Below are 14,399 nucleotides of genomic sequence, written 5' to 3' on the forward strand. Positions count from 1 at the left end.
GAAATCCCGGACAGCAGTTGGTCGGCAGATTTAGAGGCAGGCAGTGATTTCAAAGAGGGCGATGCCCGGTGCAGTGTCCGTGTGTTTGAACGGTACAGCATGATGGGCGGCAACCGCCTGAGTCTGACACTGACCATGTTCCAGAATGGAGATAGCCCGATTCGGCTGTCTGCAATTACAGCGGGCGGCAGTCAAGCGGTGTTCTTCAAGGTGAACACCCTCGGAGAAGAATCTTTTCTGGACGATGTAAAGGACCTGCTGGAAGAAATTTTGGAGGAATAAGATGTTTTACGCTGGAATTGATCTGCTGTTCAGTATCCTGTTTCCCATCCTGTTCCTTGTGGTTTTGGGCATGATCCTGTGTGCCATCATCGGAAATATCAGCACATGGAATAAGAACAACCATTCACCGCGGCTGACCGTTCCGGCAACGGTGGTGGCAAAGCGCACGGAAGTTTCTCGCCACCATACGGACAATACGATGATGCATACGTTCACGACCTATTATGTGACCTTTCAGGTGGAAAGCGGCGACCGCATGGAACTTACCGTAAGTGGTTCGGACTACGGAATGCTTGTGGAGGGCGACATTGGAAAGCTGAGTTTTCAGGGCACCCGCTATCTTGGGTTCGAGCGGAACTAAGCGTTCTCCTACATTATATAGTAAGGAGTACTGTATGAACGATCTGTTTATCCAAGGGCTGACCATCGACTGGAACAGAGTTCGCCCATACAATTATGTTCGTCAGATTCCTGCCATCAGTGGAATCGACACTTTTACATTCCATAAGCCCATTACGTTCTTTGTTGGCGAAAATGGAAGTGGAAAATCTACGCTTCTGGAAGCAATCGCTGTTGCTTACGGCTTCAACGCAGAGGGTGGAACGAAGAACTATTCATTTTCCACATACAACTCCCATTCGGAACTATGTGAGGCTATGACGATTTCCAAGGGGTATCGCAGACCAAAGTTCGGGTATTTTCTCCGAGCAGAGAGTTTCTATAATGTAGCCACCAAGGAAATCGACTATTCCGATGACGATCATCCCTCCAAAGGCTATCACCAAAAATCACACGGTGAAAGTTTCCTCGCCATTGCGCAGGACTACATGGGTGCAGATGGAGTCTATATTTTTGACGAGCCGGAAGCCGCTTTATCCCCGCAGCGGCAGCTCACGTTACTGATCAACATTTATCGGTGTGCCCAAGAAGGGGCGCAATTCATTATCGTATCACATTCACCCATTCTCCTCGGAATGCCTGATGCTGAGATTTTTAGCTTCGACAATGGCACGATTCATCCTTGTCAGTATGAAGATACGGACAGCTACGTTATCACCAAAACATTTGTAAATAATCGGCAGCATTTTTTGAACCAGCTTCTGAATGAAGAAACGTAATTCCGGGAAAGGACATTCCATATGAATGATTCTACGTTGAAAGAGCTTTGGCAGCAGGTCGCTGAAAAGAAAAGCTGCGAAGCAAAGCAGAAAGAACTGACCGCCCAGAGAGATACGCTTGCTGACCGCCTGAAAATGCTGGAAAAATCCAAGCTGGCAGAGCAGGCTGATGTGGACCGTCTGGAGGGACACAGCCTTGCCGCATTTTTCTATCAGGTCATCGGAAAGATGGATGAAAAGCTGGACAAAGAACGGCAGGAAGCCTATGCAGCCCGTGTCAAGTACGATGCGGCTCTCCATGACCTTTCTTCCGTTGATGCTGATTTAGCACAAATTCAAAATAGGTTGGCACGGCTGTCCGATTGCGAAAGGCAGTATCAAGCTGCTCTTTCCGAAAAAATCAAAAGCATCAAAGCATCTGCCCACCCTGCCGCACAGCAGGTTGCGGAAAGCGAAAGCCGTATTGCCGCGCTGAAAGTCCAAAAACGGGAGCTGCTGGAAGCTATCAACGCCGGAAAGACCGCCCTGCATACGGTCAATGAAGTTCTGGAAACCCTCGACAATGCCGAGGGCTGGAGTACATGGGACGTAATGGGCGGCGGTTTGATGGCCGATCTTGCCAAGTATGAGGAACTGGACGATGCACAGGAACAAATCGAACAGCTCCAAGTGGAACTGCGGCGGTTCAAAACTGAACTTTCCGATGTTGAAATCACCGCAGACCTTCAGGTTACGGTGGACAGCTTTTTGAAATTTGCGGATTTCTTCTTTGACGGCCTCTTTGCAGACTGGGCAGTTCTGGATCACATCAATCAGGCACAGAGCAGGGTGGAAAACACCAAGGGTCAAATCAAGCGAGTCCTCGCACTTCTGAAAAAGATGCGCGAAGATATTGACGTCCAAATCGCTGACGAAAAAGAAAAACAGGAGCAGCTTGCGGTGGAAACCGAACTGTAGGTTTGGAGTGTCTGTGTATGAAACGAAAATTCCCAAAGATTTTGGATGTCGCTATTCATTCCATAAATCTTATTCTTATCAATTATGCGCTATCGAATATGATGGCTTTTTTTCGGAGCAGCCTCCTTTACATTTTGTTTTTCACCTCTGAAATGTGGGTCTTTGTCCAATACCGAAAAAATATTGAAGAATTGAGCGACAGTAAAGCTCTTGCAAATCTTCTGCTGATAATCTGTGTTGCTATCGAAATCGGGCTTTTGTATTTCTTTGGGATTGTTTCTGGCGAACTGATTCCATTTAAGATCAAGTGGTGAAATCAAATCTTTTAGTGTACTATTGATTAGGAGACGCTGATATGAAATGTCCTATTTGTGGAGAAGAAATGCTTGCGGGAGGATTGATTTCCGCTGGTATCTCAGTTGGGTGGGTTCCAAAAGACGAGTTTGATAAAAAAGGACTTAGAAGAATTTCCTATCAGGAATGGCACAGTATTGGCAATTCCAGCATTTTATTAGGACAGACAAAGATACCAAACGCTTTTCTATGCAAAAAATACAATAAAGTCATTGGCGTGTTTGATGTTCGCAAAACATTTTCTCATTATGAAGCTGTAACTTTATAGATTAAGGAGATGAATTCTCATGAGTTATGGATGGGCAACTGTTTTCACTTTAGCGGCATGGTTTGCAGGGCTTGTGATTGATGTAAATGTGCGGGTCGGCGACCTCGGTTTACGAACCGTGCTTCCCGTCATCGTGATGGGGTGCTGCGTTATGAAGTACATAAAGGACAATAGCAAATAATCTTATCTCAATACACTTTCCAGCGGGCAACCCCAAAATGGTTGCCCGCTATTTTTATACCCTAAAATCTAAAAAAGGAGGCAAAAATGCCAAGCAAAACCGAAGAATATCTCGCCCTTGCCCAGCGCACGGCCAACGGCCTGACCCGGTATTGGGAAAGCTGGACGGACTACCTGACCACCGCATCCCGGCTGTACAAGTACCCTTTTGCCGACCAGCTCATGATCTACGCCCAGCGCCCGGATGCCACCGCCTGCGCCGACTTCGACATCTGGAACAATCGGATGAACCGCTATGTGCGCCGAGGTGCCAAGGGCATCGCTCTGCTGGACGAATCCAGCGGCTTCCCCCGGCTGCACTACGTCTTTGACGTAAGCGACACCGGGGTGCGCCGCAATTCCCGTGACCCGGAGGTGTGGCAGCTCGGTCCCGATTTGGTGCAGCCGGTTTCGGAAATGTTGAGCAAGACCTACGGCATCAGCGGCGAGCGTGTCAGCCAGCAGCTTGCGGATGTTGCGGGGAAACTGGTGGCGGATTACTGGGACAACAACGGCGGGGACATTCGTGCCATCGTTGACGGTTCGCTCTTGATGGATTATGATGAAGCCGGGGTGGAGATGCAGTTCAAGTCTGCCGCCGCCATCAGCGTCACCTACACGCTGCTGGAACGCTGCGGCATTGAGCCTGCCGGGTGGTTCGACAAGGACGATTTTCAGGCAATCTACAATTTTTCCACCCCGGATAGTGTCTACGCCCTCGGCGCAGCCGTCAGCGACATGAGCCGGGAGGTGCTGCGTAACATCGAGCGCACCGTAAAAACAACCATTCGCCGCCGCAATGCAGAAAGGAGCCAATATGAATACGAACAGCAGGAACGTGACTTACTCGACCGTCGGGGACTACCAGCTCCCGAACCTAACCCTGAACCAGCCCCGGAAGCCGCTGGGCAAGTACGGCAGGCTGCGCCGGACGTACCTGATGCAGTATCGCCCGGTACTGTACAATTCGATGCTCCTGAACGGGACGCTGTACCCGCATCTGATGGAACTGGAGCAGACAGCAGAGAGCCGGATGCAGCAGACCATGGAGCAGCTTCTGAAGCAGGACCCAGCCCCGGACAAAGCGCAGGACCAACTGATGTGGGTGCAGCACATGAACAGTCTGAAAGCGCAGGCAGAGGAACTGGTGATGACGGAGCTGATCTACAGCTAAGTTTTCTGGATGCGAACATCCCCACCGAAGCCCAGCAAATTGAGAAGATCGACCAAGCGGAGAGCGAAAAAACGCCCTCCGCTTTTGTTTTGTCGCAGGCTGAAATTGAGAACGAGCTGCGGCGGCATGGTTCAGGGTTTACAGGCGGCAAACAGCGCATTATTGCGCTGTACCAGACCCAGCCTGACCGCAAACTCTGTGCCAAAGCACTGGCAAAGGAGTACGGCATCGGTGGGCACTCCCACGATTATCTGGATGGCAGTCGAGGCTTCGTCAACCACGACTGGAAGGGTCTGGAATTTGTTCATTATCCCGACCACCAGAAAATCACCCTGAAATGGGCGCAGGTGGAAAAGTATATCGACCTTATGATTCAGTCCGACCGCTATCTGACAGATGAGGAAAAGGAACAGCGTGCTACCAGACAGGAAGCATCCAACTACAATGTCGGGGATGAAGTTGTGGTAGACCTGCCCACCAGAACGATTGAAGGTACCATCGGCTATGTTGGCGAAACCGATGTGCGCATCGACACCAGTGCGCACGGGCAGTCTTGGGACAATGAGGTTATTAACAAGCAGCAGTTTGAGCAGGGGCTGCGACAGAGTGCGACTGCTCAGCGTGTGGATAAAATGCTGGCGCAGGCAGAAGCCATCGCCAAGGAATCCGAAGTGCCTGAATACGAACGTTTCTCTGTCCGAAAAGTCGTTGACGGTAAAATGCCGCTTTTTGCTATCTGGGATGATCTTTATGATGACTACTATGAAACCAATCACGCCGTTCCACAGTTTTCTAACGAGAAGCAGGCAGAATCTTATCTGGAAAATCTGAAAAAAGAAGTTGCAGACAGAGAAGCCGCCGAGTGGCTCAAAGTCGAACACGCAAAATTTTTAGCAGACAAGGACGAGCCGGAGCCGTCTGACGAAGAACTGGACGAACTGCCCATCTCTGCTGTAATGGACGGAGAGGTGCAGACCTTCCCGGATGCCGCTGCCTTGGATGAAGCCTTGAACGCTGCGCCTGCCGGGAACTTCCGCATCACAGACGACCATTTGGGCGAGGGCGGTGCAAAGCAGAAATATGCCCGGAACATCGAAGCCATCCGAACTCTGTTTCGTTTGGAGGAGGAGCACCGGGGTGCCACCGCCGAGGAACAGCAGGTGCTTTCACAGTATGTGGGCTGGGGCGGTCTGGCAGACGCTTTTGACCCCGGCAAAGATAGTTGGGCAAAGGAATACGCCGAACTGAAAGGGCTGCTCTCCGAGGACGAGTATGCCGCCGCACGTTCCAGCACCCTGAACGCCCACTACACCAGCCCCACCGTGATCCGTGGTATCTACGATGCGGTGGAGCGCATGGGTTTCCGCAGCGGTAACATTCTGGAACCTAGTATGGGCGTGGGCAACTTCTTCGGTATGCTGCCGGACACCATGCAGGACAGCCGTCTGTACGGCGTAGAGCTGGATTCCATCACCGGGCGCATCGCCAAAAAGCTGTACCCGCAGGCCGACATTACCGTGGCGGGCTTTGAGACCACAGACCGCCGTGATTTCTACGATCTGGCGGTGGGCAACGTGCCCTTCGGCAACTACAAGGTCAACGACAAGGCGTACAACAAGTTGGGATTCAGCATCCACAACTACTTTTTCGCCAAGGCCATTGACCAAGTGCGTCCGGGCGGCGTGGTGGCGTTCGTCACCAGCCGCTACACCATGGATAGCAAGGACAGCACCGCCCGCAAGCACATGGCAGAGCGTGCTGACCTGTTGGGAGCTATCCGTCTGCCGAATAATGCGTTCAAGGCAAACGCAGGCACGGATGTTGTGAGTGACATTATCTTTTTGCAGAAGCGTGACCGCCCTGCGGACATCGAACCTGCATGGGTGCAGCTTGGCAAGACCGAGGACGGCTTTGCCATCAACCAGTATTTCGTGGACCACCCGGAGATGATTCTGGGCGAACTGACCACCGAAAGCACCCAATACGGACGGGAGGAACTGACGGTTGCCCCCATCGAGGGCGCAGTGCTGGCCGACCAGCTTGCCGAAGCGGTACAGCATATTGAGGGCCAGTATGTTGAAGTCGAGGTGGAAACACCAGATGTTGCGGATGCAGAAGTCGAGCGCAAGACGCTCCCCGCTGACCCGGATGTAAAGAATTTCTCCTATGCCGTGGTGGACGGTGAGGTGTACTACCGAGAAAATTCGATTATGACGCAGGTGGAGTTGTCCGATAATGCCAAAGCCCGTGTCACCGGCATGGTGGAACTGCGGCAGATCGTCAACCAGCTGATTCAGGAGCAGCTGGACGATTACCCGGATGAGGACATTAAGGCAACCCAAGCAAAGCTGAACACAGCTTATGACGCTTTTACCGCAAAATACGGTCTGCTCAACGACCGCAAAAATGGGCGTTTGTTTGAGGATGATTCTTCCTACTATCTGCTCTGCTCTTTGGAAAATCTCGATGAGAATAAACAGCTCAAAAGCAAGGCGGATATGTTCACCAAGCGAACGATTCGCTCGGAGCGCACCGTCACCAGCGTGGACACCCCCAGCGAAGCACTGGCAGTGTCCATTGGAGAACATGGCCGTGTTGATCTGCCCTATATGGCGAAACTTCTCGGCTCTCCCGGCGATTATGAGCGTATTACCACAGAGCTGCAAGGCGTGATTTTCAAAGACCCTTCTGCGGATGCAGATGAGCCGGAAGCAGGCTGGCAGACTGCGGACGAGTATCTTTCCGGCAATGTGCGGAATAAACTGCGCATGGCTCAGCTTGCCGCTGAAAGCCACCCGGAGTTCAAGATCAATGTGGAGGCTTTGACCAAAGCGCAGCCGAAGGACCTTGAAGCATCAGAAATCGACATCCGACTGGGTGCCACATGGCTGAATCCCGCCATTGTGCAGCAGTTTATGATGGAGACTTTTCAGCCGCCCTACCGCATCCGCTATAACAACCTGATCCAAGTCCGCTACTCTCCATTTACGTCCGAATGGCGCATCGGCAACAAATCTGCCGCCGGAATGTATGATATCATGTCCACCGAAACCTACGGCACCCACCGGGCCAACGCCTACAAGATTTTGGAGGACACCTTGAATTTGCGGGACTGCCGCATTTATGATACCATTGAGGAGGATGGTAAAGAGCGGCGTGTCCTGAACCAGAAGGAGACGATGCTTGCCCAGCAGAAGCAGCAGGCCATCAAGGATACCTTTGCAGGCTGGGTTTGGCAAGACCCGCAGCGGCGGAATCTGCTGGTGAAGCAGTATAACGAGTTGTTCAATAGTACCCGGCCCCGCGAGTATGACGGAAGCCATATCCATTTTGTCGGTATGAACCCGGAGGTCAATCTGCAGGAACATCAGCGCAATGCAGTTGCTCATGTGCTTTATGGTGGGAACACCCTGCTCGCCCACGAGGTGGGTGCCGGCAAAAGTTTTGAGATGGCAGCTTCGGCAATGGAATCTAAGCGTTTGGGCCTGTGTCAGAAAAGCCTGTTCGTGGTACCCAACCATCTGACCGAGCAGTGGGCCAGCGAGTTCCTGCGGCTATACCCCAATGCAAAGCTGCTCGTTACCAGCAAGAAAGACTTTGAACCCGCCAATCGAAAGCGTTTTTGCGCCCGCATCGCAACCGGCGACTACGATGCCGTCATTATCGGCCACTCGCAGTTTGAGAAAATCCCTCTTTCTGCGGAACGGCAGGCACGGATCATCGAAGATCAGATCGAGGAAATCGAAAAAGCCATTGCAGAGGCCAAAGAACAGTCCGGTGAGCATTTTACCGTGAAACAGATGGAAAAGACACGGAAAACACTGGAGGTGAAACTGAAAAAGCTACAGTCCACCGACCGCAAGGATGATGTGGTCACATTTGAACAATTAGGCGTAGATAGGTTATTTGTGGACGAGAGCCAGAACTACAAGAACCTATATCTTTACACCAAGATGCGCAATGTTGCTGGCCTTTCTACCTCCGAAGCACAGAAGTCCAGCGATATGTTCGGCAAGTGTCGTTATCTGGATGAAGTGACTGGCGGGCGCGGCGTGATTTTCGCAACGGGAACGCCCATCAGCAACTCCATGACGGAAATGTACACACTGATGCGCTATTTGCAGTACAGCACTCTCCAGCAGAAACAACTGACCCACTTTGATGCATGGGCTTCTACGTTTGGCGAGACCACCACGGCCATTGAGCTTGCGCCGGAAGGAACCGGCTACCGTGCGCGCACACGTTTTGCCAAGTTCTTTAATCTGCCGGAGCTGATGAATATGTTCAAGGAGGCAGCGGACATCAAGACTTCCGACCAGTTGCATCTGCCTGTTCCGGAAGCCAAGTTTGAAACTGTCGTGGTCAAACCCTCGGAGATCCAGCAGGACATGGTGAAATCCCTGAGCGAACGTGCTGCTGAGGTGCATAGCGGTGCGGTTGACCCCTCGGTGGACAATATGCTGAAGATCACCTCGGACGGACGTAAAACCGGCCTTGACCAGCGGCTGATGAATCCGCTCACCCCGGATGACCCGGACAGCAAGCTGAATGCCTGCGTCGACAATGTTCTGCGTATCTGGAACGAAACCAAAGAGGATAATCTGACGCAGCTGATTTTCTGCGATATGTCCACGCCCAAGGGAGACGGCTCGTTCAATGTCTACGATGATATTCGCACAAAGCTGCTTGCCGCCGGGGTGCCGGAATCGGAGGTCGAGTTCATCCACAACGCTGATACTGAAGGTAAGAAAGCGGATTTGTTCTCCAAAGTCCGCAGCGGCAAGGTGCGTGTCCTGCTGGGCAGCACTGCAAAGATGGGCGCAGGCACCAATGTCCAGACCCTGCTGGTGGCCGTGCATCATCTGGATGTAGGCTGGCGACCGTCCGATATGACCCAACGCAACGGCCGAATCATCCGTCAGGGCAACAAAAACAAACAAGTTTACGTCTATAATTACGTCACGGAGGGGACATTCGACGCCTACCTCTGGCAAACGCTGGAAAACAAGCAGAAGTTTATTTCGCAGATCATGACGAGCAAATCTCCGATGCGCTCCTGTGATGATGTGGATGAGCAGGCTCTTTCGTATGCCGAGGTCAAGGCCCTATGCGCAGGCGACCCGCGCATCCGGGAAAAGATGGATCTGGATGTGCAGGTAGCAAAGCTCAAGGTGCTGCGCTCGGATTACCAGAACCAGAAATATCGTCTGGAAGATAAGCTGCTCAAGCATTACCCGGAGGAAATTCAGAAAGCGAAGAACCGTATTGCGGCTCTGAAAAACGATGCCCAAATCGCAGACGCACACCCGCAGGATAAGGAGAACTTCTGCGGCATGACGATCAAGGGCATGGTGTTCGATGAGAAAAAAGCCGCTGGTGAGCGGCTGATGCTCGCCTGCAAGGAGATGCCGAATGCGGATATGATGCTGCTGGGCACCTATCGCGGCTTTGAGCTGAACATTCGCTTTGACAGTTTCAAGAATGAGCATCAAATCGTTCTCCGCGGCGAGCTGAGTTATCCGGTACCGCTGGGCGATGACCCTCGCGGCAACATCGTCCGTCTGGACAATGCCATCGGCAATTTTGCCGACCGCATTGCCGATGCTGATGCCGCACTGGATTCTCTGGAACAGCAGAAGCAGGCCGCAGAGGTTGAAATCGCCAAGCCGTTTGCGCAGGAGGAAGAACTGCAAACCAAATCTGCCCGCCTTGCAGAATTGGATGCGCTGTTGAACATGGAGCATCAGTCCAGCCGGACAGAACCCGAAGCGGAAGAAAAGCCGGATGCCCGCCCCTCTGTGCTGGCAGCTCTGGAAGAAAAGGCTGATAAAGTGGAGCCTGTCCGACCATTCAAATCTTACTTGGATAAGGATGGTGATGCCCGGTGACGGAGCACCGTGACCAGCAGATCCATTTTCGTGTCAGCAAAGTCGAACTGGAACGCATTCGTCAGAAGATGGAAAGTTGCGGTATTTTGAGCATTGGCTCTTATCTGCGAAAAATGGCTCTGGATGGTTACTGCCTGAATCTTGATTTACCACAGCTGCGTCGGATGGCGTACCTTCTTCAGAATTGCAGCAACAACCTGAATCAGGTGGCGAAACGGGCCAGTGAAAGCGGGCAGCTCTATGCCGCCGATTTAGAGGACTTGCGTAGTCGGTTGGATGAGCTGATAGCTATTGGCAAGCAACTTCTCGCCAAACTCACCGAACTCTAAAAAATTTCCCGCAGTAGGAGGCTGCGGGTTTACATAACGGTTGACACCCTTGCAAGGCAAGGGGCGATACCTTTATAATAGGGGCGAAAAAGAAAGGCTGGTGTTTGATATGAGGTTTTTATTCAAGATGATGCTTGCCCCGATCTCTCTGTTCGTGGCTTTTCTGGCTCTGATGGCAAAGTGGCTGCTTACTCTGTCCAGCTATGTTGTCGCGCCGTTGATGCTGTATATCTTTGGCTGCGGCATCTACACCGTCTACCGCCAGACTTGGGATCAATTTCTGATTCTGCTGGTTGCCGAATTTCTCTGCTTTGTCCTTTTTGTCGGCGCAACTGCAATGGTGGAGGGCGTTGAGAAATTCAGCGGTTGGCTCCGGGACCTGATTTGATTTTGAATCTTCTTGCCGCCTTCGGGCGGCTTTTTCATTTAGGAGGTGATCTGCTCTGGCTGCTACTCGTCTGATCGCACTGCATCAGCACAAAGGAAAATCTATCGCCGCCTGCCTGAAAGACCGCACTGATTATGCGCAGAATCCCGACAAGACTGAAAAAGGCGAACTTGTCAGCAGCTATCAATGCAGCCCGCTTACTGTGGACGAGGAGTTCATGCTCACAAAAAAGCTGTACGAGCAGGCCACCGGGCGCAGCCAAAAAAGTAACATTATCGCCTATCAGATACGGCAATCTTTCCGACCTGGTGAAATTACGGCTGAAGAAGCAAACCGCATCGGTTATGAGTTGGCCTCCCGGTTTCTGAAAGGCAAACACGCTTTTATCGTTGCAACGCATACCGATCGGGAACACATTCACAATCACATTATCTATAACTCGACCACTCTGGACGGCACAAGAAAATTCCGGGATTTTTTCTTTTCCGGTCTGGCAGTGCAGCGGTTGAGCGACCTGATTTGTCTGGAGCATCAGCTGTCAGTCATTGAAAAGAAGCCTTACCGGGAACGGCAGAAGCGCATCACTTACCCACCAAAGGAGAGCAACCGCGACCGGCTGTGCAGTGTAATCGACGAGATTTTGCAGCAGAAGCCCACCGACTACGAAGATTTTCTGCAAAAGCTGGAACAGCAGGGCTATGAAATCAAACGCGGCAAATACACTTCCGTTAAAGGCGCACGGCAGAAACGCTTTATCCGGTTAAAGACACTGGGTGCCGGGTACAGCGAGGATGAAATCAAAGCAGTCATTGCCGGAAAAGCCGAACACCGCCCACATCAGAAGCAACCTCCCAAAGAGCAGCCGTTCCAGTTGCTGGTTGACATTCAAGCAAAACTTGCCGAGGGCAAAGGTGGAGGCTACGAACGCTGGGCGAAGAAGTACAACTTGAAAGAGATGTCCAAAACGCTGATTTTTTTGCAGGAGCAGAAAATCGGCAGTGCGGATGACCTGAAAGAGCGTGCTGATGCTGCACTTTCTCGCTATCACAAACTGGGCGATTCCATCAAGGCCGCCGAGAAGCGTATGGCAGAAATCGCCGTCCTCCGGGCGCACATCGTCAACTATGCCAAGACCCGGCCTGTATACGATGCTTACCGCAAATCCGGGTACAGCTCCAAATTTTTGGAAGCGCACCGGGAAGAAGTCACGCTGCATAAGACGGCGAAAGCCGCTTTCAATGAATCCGGCCTGAAAAAGCTGCCCAAAGTGAAAGACCTGAATGCAGAGTATTCGGCTTTGCTCACCAAGAAAAAAGCACTCTACCCAGAGTACCGAAAGACACGGGATGAGATGCAGGAAATCGTAAAAGCACAGAAGAATGTGGAACTGTTCTTTGCGGAGGAAAAGGACTCCAAGCAAGTCGAGCAGATCCGATAAAACAGTCCCTGAGAACTTTGCCGCTTATCCGGCAGGGTTCTCAGGGTCTTTTTTGCTTATTGCTCAGTCTGTACTTGGAACGGCTTTTCCGGCAGTTTCAATTTGTTTGGCAACCATATTTTCCAATTCCCCCGTAATCGTTGCACAATTTGCAACACGATAATTCCAGAAGTAAGAAACGCCTTCACACTCCTCAACGGACAAATCGCTGTTGACCAAAAGCAGTCGGTCGGAGGTTACTTTCAGCTTTTCGCACAGAGCAGCATATTTTCCATAATCAATGCTTCGGCTGGACGATTTGGCTTCCACCCAGAAGAATTTTCCGTTGATGGAAAACGCAACATCCAGTTCATGCGTGCTCCCTGCGGATGCCGCTTCTGAAAGAATCACATTGGAGCAAAGCGAAACTTCTGCGCCCTGCTCCTCCTGATAGCGATTCAAAATCTGCTGAACCTGATGCTCCACAAAAAGTTCCAGCCACTTCCCGCTCAGGAAATGCCGGACAGTCTCATTTTGCGCAAGCTCATAGACGATATTCTGCGGATAGATCACAATGGATGCAAAAAGTCCCATTTTATCCCACGTCTGAGCGATTTCCGAAAGTGTGGCAAACGAATTCTTGGAAGTACCCTTTGGGATACGAAACGAAAAAGAGCCGTCACTCTGCATATGTGTCCGAATAAACTGCAAGAAATCCACCACTACCGGGTCGCAAAGAGCTTCGCCTGTTTTCCATGCCATCCGCTGAACGGCAATCGGCGGAAGTTTTTTCGGTACGACCTGCTGAACGATTCTATACCCACAGCGTTCCAGATGCTCCAATGCGGTCAAAGGCTTCGGAGGGATTTTTTCTTTAACTTCGGACTTTTCTGCACCGGATGTATTCTCAGTCAGATAGTTAAACTTCCATCCGTATTCCCAAGCAGGCGAACGGGTCAACACACCAACTGCATGAAATCCGCTGTCCGGTTCCTCCATCGGAAATGTGATTTTGTTCTTTTGGATATTGATTTGGAGCGTTTTATTTTTCAGCGCTATCTGATAAGCGTCAAGAAGGAATTCCTTTCCCTTATATGTCAGCTCACTGGAACTATTTGCAGAAAGGCCAGCATTTTTTGCCAAAGAGAGAAGCAGACAGGTCGCTTTGGGCAGCTCAAGGATATGCTCCATCTGCGCAGTGTCCGGAATCACTTCCGCATTTGCGTTATCGGGCTGCGGCAATTCGTCTGCCGGAGTCTCCTTTGCTGGTGCAGAAACTTCGGGTGTCATTTTTGAAGCAGCCTCAGATTTTCCAGACTTGGGCAAAGGTTTCGGCTCCGTATAGACCTCAGCAATAAATAATTCATAGGAATCGATGCACGAAAGTTTTCCTGCCGCTGCAAGTCCCACATAAATCGCAGCCGCCCGTGAGGAATCGCCATAATACTTTTTAGAATCCGCTGCGGCAGCAATATCAGAAAAAGCATTATATCTGCTCAGCGGCTCCGCCTTTTCCGGGAACTGCTTCAACGCACGGCAGTAGAGCCACTCAAAGAACGAATCCATGTACGGCTCTGTCGGATACTCGTTTCCTTCCAGAGAGTAACGTAGCAGCTCTCCACTGGTTCGCAGCCGAGTGTCCTTATGGACTTTGGGTGGCTCACAGGTCAGAAGGTCAGCGAATGGCCCACCATGTTCAAACACTTTGGTGGCTTCAAAAACCGTGCTGATGGGTACATCCTGCGCAACAGAATCCAGATGCAGCAAAAGCCGCAGAGAAGAAACAGCTTCACCCTCCGGCTGAACGGATGCAGAGCTGACTTCCAGAATCGAAACATCAGGGTCTGTTGTATGGACGGCATCATGGACGGCACGGATATTCTGCCGCTTGCTGCCTTTTATCCATGTGAATGTCACCGGCTGTTCTCTGCAATAGGGATAGCCGGATATGGGAAAACAAATGGTTCGTGTTGCCATGAACACCTCCAACTTTTTAGGACAAACA

Annotated in this window: 14 protein-coding genes; 12 read left to right on the plus strand and 2 right to left on the minus strand. The window is 51.4% G+C overall.

Translation table 11 applies throughout. From position 1 onward, the window contains the following. From DXA66_RS13105 to DXA66_RS14445, 7 genes are all read left to right on the plus strand, one after another. The coding region (locus tag DXA66_RS13105; RefSeq protein WP_118529258.1) for a DUF6054 family protein at positions 1-282 on the plus strand (282 nt) is incomplete at its 5' end. Position 283: 1 nt separating this feature from the next. Continuing rightward, entirely contained in the window at positions 284-643 is a 360-nt protein-coding gene (locus DXA66_RS13110; protein WP_117533918.1) for a DUF2500 domain-containing protein, read from the plus strand. A 34-nt stretch (positions 644-677) separates the two neighbouring features. Beyond that, positions 678-1,400: an AAA family ATPase gene (locus DXA66_RS13115; RefSeq protein ID WP_005921747.1), complete on the plus strand. Its 723-nt coding sequence runs from the start codon at positions 678-680 to the stop codon at positions 1,398-1,400. A gap of 21 nt (positions 1,401-1,421) precedes the next feature. Further along, entirely contained in the window at positions 1,422-2,357 is a 936-nt protein-coding gene (locus DXA66_RS13120; RefSeq protein WP_117533920.1) for a hypothetical protein, read from the plus strand. A gap of 17 nt (positions 2,358-2,374) precedes the next feature. Continuing rightward, positions 2,375-2,671: a hypothetical protein gene (locus DXA66_RS13125; RefSeq protein ID WP_117533922.1), complete on the plus strand. Its 297-nt coding sequence runs from the start codon at positions 2,375-2,377 to the stop codon at positions 2,669-2,671. A 41-nt stretch (positions 2,672-2,712) separates the two neighbouring features. Beyond that, the gene (locus DXA66_RS13130; protein WP_117948549.1) at positions 2,713-2,979 is read left to right on the plus strand and encodes a PF20097 family protein; all 267 of its coding nucleotides are present in this window, start codon (positions 2,713-2,715) and stop codon (positions 2,977-2,979) included. A 19-nt stretch (positions 2,980-2,998) separates the two neighbouring features. Beyond that, complete coding sequence (locus tag DXA66_RS14445; protein ID WP_015565631.1) at positions 2,999-3,160, plus strand: hypothetical protein; 162 nt, start codon at positions 2,999-3,001, stop codon at positions 3,158-3,160. Positions 3,161-3,228: 68 nt separating this feature from the next. On the opposite strand, the gene DXA66_RS14600 is transcribed toward DXA66_RS14445, so the two are convergent. Next, complete coding sequence (locus tag DXA66_RS14600) at positions 3,229-4,014, minus strand: hypothetical protein (RefSeq protein ID WP_207666270.1); 786 nt, start codon at positions 4,012-4,014, stop codon at positions 3,229-3,231. Position 4,015: 1 nt separating this feature from the next. On the opposite strand from DXA66_RS14600, the gene DXA66_RS14605 reads away from it, so the two are divergent. From DXA66_RS14605 to DXA66_RS13150, 5 genes are all read left to right on the plus strand, one after another. Continuing rightward, positions 4,016-4,372 carry a TnpV protein gene (locus DXA66_RS14605; RefSeq protein WP_227624120.1) on the plus strand — a complete coding sequence of 119 codons (357 nt, stop codon included), beginning with the start codon at positions 4,016-4,018 and terminating at the stop codon, positions 4,370-4,372. A gap of 161 nt (positions 4,373-4,533) precedes the next feature. Beyond that, positions 4,534-10,260 (plus strand): DEAD/DEAH box helicase family protein, encoded by a 5,727-nt coding sequence (locus tag DXA66_RS13135; protein WP_371682338.1) that lies wholly within the window; start codon positions 4,534-4,536, stop codon positions 10,258-10,260. Next, on the plus strand, positions 10,257-10,589 hold the full coding sequence (gene mobC, locus DXA66_RS13140; protein WP_117506238.1) for a plasmid mobilization relaxosome protein MobC: 333 nt from the start codon (positions 10,257-10,259) through the stop codon (positions 10,587-10,589). Before DXA66_RS13135 ends, mobC begins: the two co-directional genes overlap by 4 nt. Before the next feature lie 109 nt (positions 10,590-10,698). Continuing rightward, a complete protein-coding gene (locus tag DXA66_RS13145; protein WP_117506243.1) occupies positions 10,699-10,977 on the plus strand; it encodes a hypothetical protein in 279 nt (92 codons plus the stop codon). A 55-nt stretch (positions 10,978-11,032) separates the two neighbouring features. Next, the gene (locus DXA66_RS13150; RefSeq protein ID WP_117533926.1) at positions 11,033-12,415 is read left to right on the plus strand and encodes a relaxase/mobilization nuclease domain-containing protein; all 1,383 of its coding nucleotides are present in this window, start codon (positions 11,033-11,035) and stop codon (positions 12,413-12,415) included. A gap of 63 nt (positions 12,416-12,478) precedes the next feature. Here the strand turns inward: DXA66_RS13150 and DXA66_RS13155 are convergent, their stop codons facing one another. Next, positions 12,479-14,371: a hypothetical protein gene (locus tag DXA66_RS13155; protein WP_199663712.1), complete on the minus strand. Its 1,893-nt coding sequence runs from the start codon at positions 14,369-14,371 to the stop codon at positions 12,479-12,481. Positions 14,372-14,399 lie beyond the last annotated feature (28 nt).

This window comes from Faecalibacterium sp. OF03-6AC, assembly GCF_003478175.1.
Taxonomy (GTDB): Bacteria; Bacillota; Clostridia; order Oscillospirales; family Ruminococcaceae; genus Faecalibacterium; species Faecalibacterium taiwanense.